At 70.4% G+C, this 12361-nt stretch carries 14 protein-coding genes; 3 read left to right on the top strand and 11 right to left on the bottom strand.

Annotation, left to right across the window (positions count from 1 at the left end; translation table 11 throughout):
* The 7 genes from WHI96_RS26770 to WHI96_RS26740 all read right to left on the bottom strand — a co-directional run.
* A partial coding sequence (locus WHI96_RS26770; RefSeq protein WP_349302477.1) for a hypothetical protein occupies nucleotides 1–361 on the bottom strand: 361 nt, incomplete at its 3' end.
* Between the two features lie 138 nt (nucleotides 362–499).
* Complete coding sequence (locus WHI96_RS26765) at nucleotides 500–1297, bottom strand: hypothetical protein (RefSeq protein WP_349302476.1); 798 nt, start codon at nucleotides 1295–1297, stop codon at nucleotides 500–502.
* Complete coding sequence (locus WHI96_RS26760) at nucleotides 1297–3090, bottom strand: type IV secretory system conjugative DNA transfer family protein (RefSeq protein WP_345650289.1); 1794 nt, start codon at nucleotides 3088–3090, stop codon at nucleotides 1297–1299. Before WHI96_RS26760 ends, WHI96_RS26765 begins: the two co-directional genes overlap by 1 nt.
* On the bottom strand, nucleotides 3087–3449 hold the full coding sequence (locus WHI96_RS26755; RefSeq protein ID WP_349302475.1) for a hypothetical protein: 363 nt from the start codon (nucleotides 3447–3449) through the stop codon (nucleotides 3087–3089). The genes WHI96_RS26760 and WHI96_RS26755 overlap by 4 nt, the downstream gene beginning before the upstream one ends.
* Nucleotides 3410–4225, bottom strand: a complete 816-nt coding sequence (locus tag WHI96_RS26750) for a hypothetical protein (protein WP_349302474.1) — start codon at nucleotides 4223–4225, stop codon at nucleotides 3410–3412. The genes WHI96_RS26755 and WHI96_RS26750 overlap by 40 nt, the downstream gene beginning before the upstream one ends.
* 46 nt (nucleotides 4226–4271) lie before the next feature.
* Nucleotides 4272–4571 carry a hypothetical protein gene (locus WHI96_RS26745; protein WP_345650283.1) on the bottom strand — a complete coding sequence of 100 codons (300 nt, stop codon included), beginning with the start codon at nucleotides 4569–4571 and terminating at the stop codon, nucleotides 4272–4274.
* A 20-nt stretch (nucleotides 4572–4591) separates the two neighbouring features.
* A complete protein-coding gene (locus WHI96_RS26740; RefSeq protein WP_345650280.1) occupies nucleotides 4592–4822 on the bottom strand; it encodes a hypothetical protein in 231 nt (76 codons plus the stop codon).
* Between the two features lie 314 nt (nucleotides 4823–5136).
* Here WHI96_RS26740 and WHI96_RS26735 point away from each other — a divergent pair, with 314 nt between their 5' ends.
* Genes WHI96_RS26735 through WHI96_RS26725 form a run of 3 tightly spaced genes read left to right on the top strand, consistent with a single transcriptional unit; the run spans nucleotide 5137 to nucleotide 6945 of the window.
* Nucleotides 5137–5517 carry a hypothetical protein gene (locus tag WHI96_RS26735; RefSeq protein WP_345650277.1) on the top strand — a complete coding sequence of 127 codons (381 nt, stop codon included), beginning with the start codon at nucleotides 5137–5139 and terminating at the stop codon, nucleotides 5515–5517.
* Complete coding sequence (locus WHI96_RS26730) at nucleotides 5514–6071, top strand: DUF6879 family protein (RefSeq protein ID WP_345650274.1); 558 nt, start codon at nucleotides 5514–5516, stop codon at nucleotides 6069–6071. The genes WHI96_RS26735 and WHI96_RS26730 overlap by 4 nt, the downstream gene beginning before the upstream one ends.
* A gap of 7 nt (nucleotides 6072–6078) precedes the next feature.
* The gene (locus WHI96_RS26725) at nucleotides 6079–6945 is read left to right on the top strand and encodes a Scr1 family TA system antitoxin-like transcriptional regulator (protein WP_345650271.1); all 867 of its coding nucleotides are present in this window, start codon (nucleotides 6079–6081) and stop codon (nucleotides 6943–6945) included.
* 27 nt (nucleotides 6946–6972) lie between these two features.
* Here the strand turns inward: WHI96_RS26725 and WHI96_RS26720 are convergent, their stop codons facing one another.
* The 4 genes from WHI96_RS26720 to WHI96_RS26705 all read right to left on the bottom strand — a co-directional run.
* Entirely contained in the window at nucleotides 6973–7629 is a 657-nt protein-coding gene (locus WHI96_RS26720; protein WP_345650268.1) for a hypothetical protein, read from the bottom strand.
* Entirely contained in the window at nucleotides 7629–8579 is a 951-nt protein-coding gene (locus WHI96_RS26715) for a ParA family protein (protein WP_345650265.1), read from the bottom strand. The genes WHI96_RS26720 and WHI96_RS26715 overlap by 1 nt, the downstream gene beginning before the upstream one ends.
* Before the next feature lie 543 nt (nucleotides 8580–9122).
* Nucleotides 9123–11006: a type IV secretory system conjugative DNA transfer family protein gene (locus WHI96_RS26710; protein WP_349302473.1), complete on the bottom strand. Its 1884-nt coding sequence runs from the start codon at nucleotides 11004–11006 to the stop codon at nucleotides 9123–9125.
* A partial coding sequence (locus tag WHI96_RS26705; RefSeq protein WP_349302472.1) for an alkaline phosphatase PhoX occupies nucleotides 11003–12361 on the bottom strand: 1359 nt, incomplete at its 5' end. The genes WHI96_RS26710 and WHI96_RS26705, both read right to left, overlap by 4 nt.

The raw sequence follows: 12361 nt of genomic DNA, 5'->3' as shown, positions 1-12361 counted from the left end.
GCCGCGCAACGTCACCCAGCACGCGCCCGTCGCGGGCCGCGACCAGGAGGTGCGTCACCGTGGCGAGAGGGATGGCGCCAGCCTCGAACGCACCGACGGACGTGCGCGAAGCCCGGAGCTTCGTGTGGTGCCCGACCTTGAGCAGGGCGGCACCCGCGAGATAGTCGAGCGCTGCCGCCAGGCCGGTGTCATGGGCGTGCTCCACCGCGTCGGCGAGATCGCGGTGACCACCCCGGAGCGCCTCCGTGTGAAGGATGCCGACCGTCAGTGGTGCTGCCAGATACAGCTCCACGCTGTCTGCAGGCTCGCGATCCGGAGTGGTGAACTGTGATCGGGAGAGCGCGGCAGAGGTGTCGACCACGGCGCACCTCCCTTTCCCACGTCACAGCATCGGTGAGCAAGGGTAGCGCAGGTTTCGGCCGGGAAATGGGCGCAGAACGGCTGATGGGCGGCCCGTGAAGGACCGCCCATCAGCCAAGAGAGTGTGTCGACCGAGCTACTACGACAGCGGAGCCGGGAGCCACGCCTCGGTAGGCGTTTCCTGCCGGCGGGCACGCCGAGCCAGATCGTCATGGAAACCGATCTGGTAGGCCGACCACCAGTGCTGCGGCAGAGCGAGCATCTTGCGCGGTGTGCTCCCCGGCTGGGCAGCCGCCGGCCCGGCGGGCAGGGCCCGTCCCTGGTGCTTCCCGGGTTCACAGCGTTCCTCCGCTGCGCCGCTCGCGATGATCTCCGCCAGCCGGGCCAGCACCGCCGGCCGCCACCTGGTGTGCCCTTCGGCGGTGATGTGCGGGTGGGTGCCGGGCAGATACGACTGCACGTGGGCGCTGCGCAGCCAGGACAGCTCGACGACGGCGGTGAAGTGCAATGGCCAGCAGTCCGGGAGCTCGTTGCGCGTGATCCCGTAGACCGGGACGAGCACCTCCCCCACCCAACGCGCGAGCGTCGCCCACTGCTGCGTGGCGTCCTCGACGGAGAGCTTCGCCCAGTCGACCGGAGGGTTCTCGGCCTTCGCGTGCTCGGCCAACATCTCGGTGACCGCGCCGCGGAGCTGCTCGAGCTCCGCGGTCACGGCGGCCCCGAGCGCCTCCAACTCAGGCGCGAGCCGCTCCGACACCGTCGAGGCGAGGTCGGCGTGCGCGGCACGCAGCTCGGCGAGGTCGCGGTCGACGGCGTCGACCCGCTCACGCAGCAGGCGGTGTCGGCGCACGGCTGCGGCATCGGCCTCGTCCCGCAGCTCCTGCTCGGTCTCGTGGCCCCAGCCGTCGCCGGTGTCCTGGTCCCCGTCGTTGCTCATCAGCTCATCGCCCCGGCTCGAGTGCGGATCGGCTCGTCTCCCGGCGCCCACTCCTCATGAGCAGGGATCGGATCATGGACCGGCGGGACCGTCATCCCGGGCCCTCTGCTCATCGACCCGGTGGCAGCCGGGCGGAGCTTCCGCCGGGCACGACGAATCTGCTGGAAGCCGGGCACGAAGCGAACGATGGCGGCCTGAGGGCCGATGCCGACCACGAAGGCGTGCCAGCGGGGCAGCTTGTAGAGGTTGCCACCGGAGACCACCTCGGATGTCTCCCAGGTCTTGTCGCCGCCCTCGGCGTTGCGCCGGTCCCACCGAGGCCCGGCGAGGTAGGCGAGGCGCTCCAGGTCCTCCTTGCTCGCGACGCCGGGCAGCACCACCTTGGTCGGCAGGTTGTTGAAGATCGTCGATGCGGCGTCGTCGCCCCAGCGGCTGTTGAGCTGGGCGAGGTCCTGCAGAACGGCGACGATCGAGATGCCCCATCCGCGGGAGTCCGCGGCCCAGTGGTCCAGGGGCACCGGGGTGGTGTTCGCGACCTCGTCGAGGAACATCGCCAGTGGCGGGGAGAGCCGACCGCCGCGGGTCGCGGCCACGATCTTGGCCGTCTCGAACACGGCTTCGGTCAGGGCGGTGATCAGAGGCGCGATGCGGCGATCGCCCTCACCCGCGATGACGTACAGGGTGCCGGTCCCCGCGACGAACTCCGCCAGGTCGGTCTCGCTCTCGTCGCGCGGGGTGCACGCCTCGGCGACCGTCGCGTTGTCCATGAAGCTGACAGCGGGAAGGACAGCGGCGAAGTAGCCGGAGCGCTCGTTCGGCGCGGCGTTGAGGTGGCGGCGCAGGCTGTCGAGCCACCCCATCGGGACGTCGGCCTCGTACTGCTCCAGCAGCTCGACCGGGGTCGAGTCGTCGGCGTTCTGCGCCCAGGCCTGAACGTTCGTCATCGTCCGCCCGGACAACGCCGCGGCGAGCAGGTAGCAGCGGACGATCTCCGACGCCTTGTCCGCCCAGAACTCCTTGGATCCGGAGCCCGCGGCGCCGCCACCGCCGCGGACCAGCGCCCGGGCCCGCTTGTCGGCCACCGCGCCGTCCGTACAGCCGCTGAGGGGGTTCCACGCGAAGGTCGACCGACGACCACCGAGACCGGTGGGATTGAAGACCCGCACCGCGCCGTGCTGGCTGCGGAAGTCGGCGGTGAGGTCGAACAGCTCGGTCTTGGTCGAGGAGACGTAGGCGGCCCCGGGAGCATCGAGCACGAGGCCGACCAGCATCGACGTCTTGCCCGAGCCAGGAGGACCCAGCATGAGGATCCCGCGGGTCCACGCCGAGAGGACACGAAGACCCCTGATGAGGAGGGGGCCGGTGACCAGCCGTCCGAGCATGGCGCCATGGCGGTTGACCGGCCGTGCGGCGGTCCCGTCCCCGCGGGGGGCCGGCGGATTCACGGTCCGGGTGGCGCGCCTGGTCGCCGCCTCGATGTAGGACCGGACACCCATCCACCCCCCGTGTCCGTAGAGCCGCCGCACCCGCGCTGCAGGGCGCTGCCACCAGAGCAGGACCCCGACACCCGCGACGACAATCGCCGCGGCGACCAGGATCGACGGCGCCCCGGCCACCACGACGGAACCGACGGCCGCGACAGCAGCGAGCAGCGGACCGGCGAGCGCGCGCTGGTGCCGGCGACGTTCCTCGGGGCTGGCCAGCCACGTCGCCGCCACCGCTCCCGCGGTAACGACAAGGCCGAGGCAGACGACTCCCAGGGTGAGCAGCCCGTCGGGCACCGCCCCGTTCATCGGGCCGGCTCCTGCTCGACGGTCGAGGCCGCGGAGACCGCCCGTTCTCCCTCGCCCCACTCCTGCAGCAGCGCGTGGACCTGCTGCGCGACGGCCTTCTCACGGACGAGGTACTTGCCGATCGCGGTGATGCTCGGCAGCCCGGTGTCGGGGTTCTCCTCGAGTCGGCCGTAGGCGACCGCGATCCGGACACGCGTGGCCAGACGCACCAAGGACACGGTCTCCTCGTCGAGGCGGCTGTTGCCGGTGACGTCCTCACCGACCTCCACCAGGATCTCGGCCAGGAAGCCCGTCACAAGAGGCTGCAGGACGACGGCGATCAGGATGAGCACCGGGGGCGCCAGGTGTGCGAGGAGCACGGTGGCGCCCTGCCAGGTTCCGGTGCCGGGCAGCAAGGGAAGGTGTTCAGCGCGATCGACGCCAGCAGTAGGCCCGCTTCGACGGCGTAGACCTTCGTGCGGTGCTCCTTCGAGGGGAACTTCCGTCCGAACCGGGCGGCCACCGCAGTGACGGCCATGAGCACGATCAGGGGGACGGAGAAGATGGGCTCGGCCAGGTAGGCCAGCGCGGATCCATCCGGCCCGACCAGCGCGTTCTTCACCCCGGCCGAGGTCCAGACCACCCCCGCGACCGCGACCGCGATCAGGCCCGCCGAGGCTGCGGAGGTGACACGCTGCAGGCTCGCCAGCCGCGAGGTCGGATCGAGCATCCGCTGTCGGCGCGAGAGCGCGCGGCGGTGCCAGATCTGATCGTTGACGTCGCGCGCGGCGATACGGTTCTCCGCCCGCACCTGTGCGAGCTGGCGAGCCTGCTCGCTGCGGACGGTGGTGTAGATCTGGCGGCGACGGCCGCCACGGATCTGACGAGCGAGGCGGCGCTCGCGCCGCATCTCCCCAGGGGACTGGCGGGCCAGCCACGCCGGATCACGCTGCAGCTCGGCCTCGCCGCGTGCGGTCTCCAGCTCCGCGGCCATGCGGACCAGGCGGTCGTCCGGTGCCGCAGCCTCCTCGCCGTCCTGGCCGAAACGCGCAGCCGGTCCGTCGACGACGCCCGAGAACTCGTCCGCGGTGTCACCAGCGGCGATCCAGCGCTCCAAGGCACCGGTCTCGTTCCGGGAGGGGTTGGTGATGGTCATCGCTCCTCCATCGAGGTGCATCGGCGGGCCGGGGCTCCAGGCGAGGTCATGAGCACGACGGCGCCATCCCCTCGAGTCGGGCCAGCCGGCCGAGCAGCGCGTGGGCCCAGGTGGCCACCGAACGGCGCTGCCTCCGGCTGTCCGCTGCGTGCTCGTCCGGCCGAGGCACCAGCTCGACGAGGCAGCCACGGCAGCAGCGCTCTGCAGGCGCTGAGAGCGCTGCGACGGTGAACACCTCGTCGCACAGCGCCCGATAGCGACCATCGGGCTGGCCGAGGCCGAGCTCGGCGTCAGAGACCTGGTGCTCGACACCGGCCGCGCTGATCAGAGCGACAGTGTCGGGCATCGCCGAACCGCCGGCCCGGCTCACTGCGCCGCCCCCGTCACGGTGCGGGCCTCGACCGGCTGAGACCCGGACGAGGACGGGGCGACCGCTGCGGGTGCCGCCGTGTCCAGCGCCCGCAGGCGGCGGCGGATCCGCAGCTCGCGGCGGACCGCGCCGATGGCGGCGGCGCCCCCGGCGACGGCCGCGACCGAGGTGATCTGAGCGCCGAGCGGGAGCAGGGACATGAGGAACGCTCCCCCGCCGAGGCTCACTGCGATGAGGGTGGGTTCGGTCGTGCTGGGGCCTCGAAGGTGCCGTGGAAAACTGTTCATCGGGTCGTGCCTCCTGGTCTCTATGCACCCGGGATTGGTCGATCCAGGTCCCGGCAGGTGTGCCTGCACCTGCCGGGACCGTCCGCTCGGAGGGACAGCCCGCTGGGGCTGCGCCGGGCGGGAGACGAGGCGGAGGGGACCCGCCGTCGTCTTCTCCACCAGCATACGCAATGATAGTCTGCGTACGCAAGTTGACCTGCGGTACGTCGCCCCGCACACTGATGCCGTCACGCCGCATCGGGAGGGGACCCCGTATGAAGGTCACGACCTTGATCACGACCGCCGACGACTGCCCCAACAAGTGGGACTGCCCGTCGGTCCACGACCTCGACGTCGACCCGGAGAGGAGGTACGTCGTGTCCAAGCAGGCCACCCCCGCCGAGCACGCGGTGTTCCGCGACCTCCTCGAGGCCGGCGACATCGTCGGCTGGCTACCAGCCGGATTCCTCGACGAGCGCAACGCACTGTTCGACCGGACCCGGCACGTGGCCGATGAGGTGCTCGACCCCGCCCGTCGCTACGTCATCACCTCCGCCGTGCGGGACCCGCGGGTCCTGGCGCACTTCGGCGACCTGATCTCCCGCAACGAGCAGCTCGGGACCGTCCCGGCACGGGATCTGGCGGTGATCGCGTGACCGAGTACCTGGACAGCCTCGGTCGCTTCATCCTGTCCCGCTACGCAGCGCCGGGCGACACCCTGACCAGGATGGAACGCCTACCGGCGTACGCGGTGAGCTCGGACGGCGACGACTTCGAAGCGTGGAAGACCGGCGCCTCCGCACCCGTGTCGGCGGCGCGCGCAGAGACCATCGAAGATCTGCGCGAGGAGCGTGCGAACGGCCAGGTCAGGCGACGTATCCGGATCCTCTCCGCGGCGTTGACCGACTACGAGCGGTACTCGATCGAGTTTGGATACCTGCAGAACGTCGAGGCCGGGGAGGACGTGCGCGTCCTGCGCCACGGCGAGCACCCCATCCCCCAGCTGCTCGACTTCGACTACTGGCTGATCAACGACCGGGACCTCGCCCGCATGCACTACGACGCCGACGGCCAGTTCCTGGGCGCGGAGTCCGCGCCACGACTCGTGCGCGAAGCGCGGCGGGAGATCTCGGCGTGCTGGGACGTCGCCGAGCCGGTGACGACGTGGTGGCACCGCCATCCGGAGCTGCACCGGCAGCTGACACGATAGGAGCCCGATGCCCGCCTCCCGCGACGACGTCACCCGGCCGAGCTGGGCCAGCGCACTGCGCACCCTTCGGCTCGACGCCGGCCTGACGCAGCCGCAGGCGGCGAGCGCAGCGAACCTCTTCCTGCCTTCGGACAAGACCATCACGCAGCAGGTCGTCTCCCGAGCAGAGCAGGGCGGACAGTTCCCAGAAGACGCAGTGGTGACGGCCCTGTGCCGCGCCTACGGTGCACCGGCTCAGGCCACCGCGGAGATCGAGGCCGCAGTGCGGGGGGCGCGGGAGCGCCGCACCGATCGCCGTCTGGTCGTTCAGCGTGGGAACACGCTGCACGCTCAACAGCGGTGGCGCCGCATCGAGGGTGAGGCGCAGAGCGTCGACGCGGTCCAGACCGGGATGGTCCTGGGACTCCTCCAGACCCCCGCCTACGCGGCGCTCGCGATGCAGGTGGACCAGGACCACCCCGCCGTCGCGGACCGGCGCAAGAGGTTCGAGGCGATGCTGACCGATCCCAACCGTCGGTACCGGCTCGTACAGACCGAGGGCTCGCTGCGGGTGCAGCTCGGCTCACCGGAGCTGATGGCCGAGCAGCTCGACGCGCTCCGAGCCGTTTGCGAGGTGCCGCACGTCGACCTGCGGATCCTGCCGATGCAGCGGCCGGTCGCTGAACCGCTCACCGGCGGCGGGTTCCACATCTACGACGACGTCGTCGTGCTGGGGCTGGAGGTCGCATCGGCCGACATCAACGATCCCGCCGACGTCGACTACTTCCGGCGGTTGTTCGAGCAGTACCACCAGGCGTCGGTCGGGGGCCGTGCGGCCACCGACCTCATCGGGGAGCTCGCGGAGGGCTATCGAGCCCTCCTGCTCCCCCACTGACCTCCGTCCGGTGGTGCGGGAGGGTGGTTAGCGCCTGCGGCGCTGCCCACGGCCGTACGCGGCCTCCAGCGCGACAGCGAGCAGCACGCTGCGGGAGCTGGCTCCCGTGCGCTCGACCTGCTCGTCGATGACCGCAAGCTCGGCCGCCGTCGCTCGGAAGGTGAACGGGACAGTCCGGTCGCCCGGAGTCGCCGCACGCTGGCGGGTCCGGCTGGCACGTCCGGCGAACAAGCTGTTCGCCGGACGGTCCTGGCGATGCTGGCGGGCGACCATGTCGGCAAGCTGCTGTTGGGTCCGGTCGACCGCGTCGAAGACCAGATCAGCGTTGGTGCAGCGCTGACGCTTGCGGAGACCGTCGAGGGTGTCGCGCAGGGTCGGTGAGACATAGATGATCGATCCGGAGGTGGCCTCCGCGCCCGCGGAGTAGGCGTCAGTGCCCCCGGCCGTGGCTCCAGGCTCGGGAACCGGCGTGGCGCTCCCGGACGTGCTGGGCTGCTCGGGCTCCGTGGCGGTGCGCTGCGGAGCGGCCGACTCGGGCTCGCGCGCGGGTGCCGGCGCTGCCTCTGGCGCAGGCGCCTGGGGCTCTCGGGGCGCCGCCTGCGGCGTCGTGGAGGGGGCAGCGGGGCGGCGGCCCGGGGAGACGAGACTGCGTGCGGACTTGCCGAAGGTGTCGTTCAGGCTCATCACTGCGCTCCTTCTGCAGCGGGCATGGTCTCCGCGGCTTCCTCGGCCTCGCGGAGAACGGTCAGGACCTCCAGGGCGAGGTCGCGGTAGTCGCCCGCCACCGAGGCGGCGGTCGACGAGATCCGGGACCCACGCTTGCCGTCCCGTAGCTCCTGCCACCAGGCCGGCTGGGCAGCGAGGTCCTCCTCCAGTTCGTGCGCGAGACGCCCGAGCCGTCGACCGTCCTGCGCCGTCTTCTCACTGAACCGGATGAACGCGGAGAACAGCGGGGAGTCTCCGCCGAAGGCGGACTCCAGCTGAGCACGCACCTCGTCGTGGATGCTGGTCGACCGCACCCCGGTGCCGAACAGAACAGCGCCCAGGAGACTCAGCCCGGAGTTGTACTGCTTGGCGACGTTGAACCGCTTCGCCACGTTCTCCATGCCGTCGAGGCCTGCGCCGTCGCTGCGCGTCGGAATCAGGATCCAGTGAGCGGCATACAGACAGAGATCGACCAGGAAGGTCGCCTCCGGTGGTGAGTCGATGACCACGAAGTCGTAGTTGGGCGCGACCGGGGCGAGGGCGTTCGCCAACGCCAGATTCGCCGATGGACCCTCGCGGCCCATCCGGGTCACCATCCAGGCCACCAGGTCGTCGAGCTCGGTTCCGCCGGGCGCGACGTCGAGGCCCTGCCGGACACCGGGGATCGGCATCAACGCGGACCGGCCCGTGATCGCGTCGAACAGGTTGCGACCGTGGTCGTCGCTCGGGGTGTCCCGATAGCCGAGATCCCGTGCGACGTTGGCCTGGCGGTTGAGGTCGACGAGCAGGCAGGTGAAGTCGGCGGCGGCCAGCTGCCCCGCTAGGTTGACCGCCAACGTCGTCTTGCCGACTCCGCCCTTGTCATTGACGAGTGCGATGGTCCGCGAGAGTGCATCTTCTCGTGCCAGCTGCTCGGCGTGCCTGGCCATCGTCTCTCCTGTCGACATCGCCACACCCTAAGTCACGCTCGGTTAGAGGCTGCCGCGGGCACGCATCTGCTCGTCGAGGCCTGCGCGCAGCGAGCGGACTAGGTGTACGGGGTCATCCGCGGTTCAGCAAGGACCGACACGCCCGCACCTGCTGTGCCGCGCTGAGGCCCATTGACAGTCTGCCAGACACGTGTGCTCACGACGGCGTACGCGGCTGCGCAAACAGCGGTGTGCGGAGGTGTGGCAACAAGCAGGAAGACATGTGCGCTGTGTGGCGGCAGAAGATGCGGCGTTGTTTGCCCGGATACTCGTGCAGAGTCAGACGAGTACGCCTAGAGCTGTACTAACAAGCTAACGTAGCTGTGGTGCTAGCTGCAGTGGATAGCGTGCTAGGTAATGCGATGTATGACACGGTTGGTGCTGCTGATGTCAATGCCACTGCCAGTGCCGCTGTTGCATCAGTGGCTACCGTGCATTTGCGATCAGTGCTGATTGCAGGCGCTAGGTCACGTGTCGATGCTGTCGTTCTAGCTATCACCAGTGCTATCGCTTGAAGGTGGTTTGAGCTGCAATGATGTTCGTACGAGCGACACCGCCGCGCTCAGGTCGGCCGAGTCGGTCGCTCTGAGATGGGTAACCCCGCGAGTCGATCGGAGGGCGCCCCGTCCCGACGGTCTCGACATCGTCGCGCAACTGGTCACCATCCTTTCGGTCGTAGATGTCGACTGTACGTCCTAAGATTGCTCGCAAATGCCGGAAGACGATGATCGTCGCTCCCCTCTCGACTGTTCGCACCGCCGACGGTCGAAAAGTAGGGACGGTCTCCCTGCTGCGAGTCGCGCCTCGACCAGACCCGAAGAGTCCCGTCGGGGACTGAACGCGGTCGCGCTCGTGGTCGCCCAGGATGGACGACAACCACTGCAGCGTCGACCCGTCCTTCAAGCCGCCCCACACCGCCATGAGGGCCGAGTTGTCGAGCAACATCGTTGCTCTGTCCCGACCGAAGGTGTTGTCGAGCTGGGCTTTGGACTGAGCAGCCCAGTGGATCAGAACTCCACGACCGGCCGAGTCAGCCAGCGTCGCCGGCAGGTCGGGAACCGGGGTCGCCGAAGGCAGCTCGTCGAGCACCACGGTGGCTGGTGGGTCCAGTCGTTCGCTGGGGTAACGCAGTGCCATCGACCGAGCTGCGTCGATCCACTCCTCAGCGAGCGCCGTCAGCACCGGTGCGATCGCGCCGTCCTCGCGCTGGCCCGCGATGAGGTACAGCGTTCCCCCCAGCCCGATGAAGCGCTGAGCGTCGAACTCCTCGCCAGGCCCAGGCGAGCACAGCTCGCTGAGCGTCGAGTCCTGGAACGGCGCCAGGACTCGCCGCACGCTCATCCACACGGCGTCGGAGGTCTCCGCGACCATCGACATCTCCGCTCGGAGATTCCGCGCGCGGTCGGGGAACTCGTACTCGAGCAGCTCGATCGGCTCATCGCTGCGCGAGAGCCCCCACCCCACGACTCGTGCAATCCCGTGCCCGCCCTTCGCCGCTGCCACCAGATAGGCAGCCAGCACCCCCACGGCGCGCTCACGGAAGACCCTGTCGTTGCCGGCGCCCGTCCCCCCGCTCGACTCGACGAACACCGCGGAGGCCTCGACCATCGTGCGCGCTCGTCGCTCTGCGACCTCGAACCGTTCGCACCCCGCCACGGGCGACCAGCGCAGCTTGGCCGGCCACTGAACCGTGCCCGTCGCGTCGAACACCAGGATCGGCCCGGGCATCTGTCGCCGGGAGCGGGCCATCGCGGTCAGCATCAGGAGGTCCGGCTTCGTCGTGCTGCACAGCAGGGCGCCGGGCGCCGCGAGACAGATCGGGGCCAAGAACCGGCGTGACTTCCCAGTCTGCGTCGGGGCGAGCGTCCCCGACGGGTTCTCGAACGGGGCGTAGAGGTGTCCAGCAGGGCCTTTCGGAAGCGGGATGCCGATGTCCTCCGCGACCGCGGACCTCCGCTCGACCGCGGTGAGTCCCGGCCGGGTGCGCTCCGCAGCTCGCCGGCAGGCTTGAACGGACAACTCGCGCCTGATCTGTGCCCGCGTCGCGTGCCCTGCTGGTGTCGGCCCCCACCGGCGCCAGGACGCCAGCCCTCCCACGACCAGGATCAGGATCAGGCTCGTCTCCAGGACGGCCGCGACGGCCCAGAACAGGCCGCGCGCACCGTCGACGGCGGTGGCGTGCTCGGCGTCGGACAGCAGGTGGAGTCCGAGGACCGCCGCGAGATCGGCCAGCGTCGGCCACGTAGCCGTGGCTGAGATCCCGCTGGCGATCCAGAAGGCGAGCTGCAGTAGCCAGAACGCGGCGGTCGCGGTGGCGGCAGCGGCGATCGCGGCGGCAGCAATGATCAGGTCGGTGTCGGACTCGCCGCTGCCGCGGCCGCCGATCATCGCGCTCCCTCCGCCGTCTGCGCCTTGTCCTCGTCGGCGTCCGGCTGTGCTCCGCGCTCTGGCACCGCGGATCGAGCAGGTGCCCGGTCCCCTCCCGACGTAGACGGGCCGGTCCACGGGCCGGTGATGGCGAACAGGGTGCCGGGCTGCTGGATCCCGGCGAACAGCACCGTCCCGTCGGGGGAGAAGGTGGGGCCGGTGAACTCCGAGCCCATCTGGCTGCGGGCGATGGGGTAGGCGGTCCCGTCGTCGGTGACGCCGGCGAGGTGGTTGTCGCCGTCGCCGTCGGTGGAAACGATCAGCCCGCCGAACGGGGCGGCGACGATGTTGTCGGGTGCCTCGACGGTCTCGCCGTCGGCCTCCACGGCGAACACCGTGGTCAGGGTCAAGCTGGAGGCCTTGGGGTCGTAGTGCCAGATCTGGCCGCGGTGGGAGTCGGAGAAGCTGGAGACCAGGTAGGCGCCGGGGGCGCCGTCGTGGTCGGCCCACCAGACGCCCTCCAGCTTCTTCGCCCGGGTGATCCCGTCGAGCGAGCGAACCGGACCCCGCGCTGCGTCGCGGTCGGTGACCGGCACCCACGTGACGGTGTAGGAGGTGCCGACGGTGTCGGCCTGGTCGAGGTCGGCGACGACCTTGCCGGACCGGTCGGCAGCCGCCATCGCGGCGAGCTCCCCGGCTCCCGCGTCGAGGGCCTTGAGCGCGCCGCTGCGGCCGCGGAACCCGGTGGGTGGGGTCCAGCGGTAGACGGTGCCGTAGGGGTTGGAGGTGTCCTCGGTCAGGTAGATGGTGAGGGTGTCGGGGTCGACGCAGCAGGCCTCGTGGACGAATCGGCCGAGGGCTGTGATCGGCTGCGGGTCTCGGTTGGCCTGCAGGTCGACCGGGTCGACCTCGAAGACGTAGCCGTGACCGTCCTTGTCGGTCTCCTCGCAGGTCAGCCAGGTACCCCAGGGGGTGACGCCACCGGCGCAGTTGGTGGAGGTCCCGGCGAGTGCGACGGTCTCCCAGATGAGCTCGCCGTCGGGGGTGGTCTTGACGACGGTGCAGCCGCCGCCGGCGTCCTCGCGCCAGGTGTAGCCGTGCAGGTGCGGGACGGCGCCGCCGTCGTCGGGGCCGCCGCGGACCTCGTGGTTGAGCACCACGAGCACGTTCCCGTCCGGAGCGGGGAACGCGGCGGCACCGTCGTGGATCCCGGGGGAGGCGTGCTCGGAGTACAGGCGGGTCTTCCCGGCCTGGGTGACCACTCGGTAGGAGAACCCCTCGGGCAGCGCGAGCATGCCCTTCGGGTCGTCGACGAGTGGCCCGTACCCGGCTGCAGCACCCGGCTGTGCCGCGCTTGTGGCGCGGCTCAGCAGACT

This window comes from Pseudonocardia tropica (genome assembly GCF_040105315.1).
GTDB classification, from domain to species: Bacteria; Actinomycetota; Actinomycetes; order Mycobacteriales; family Pseudonocardiaceae; genus Pseudonocardia; species Pseudonocardia alni.
Note: the sequence above shows the minus strand (reverse complement) of the source record. Positions and strands in the feature narration are given on the sequence as shown.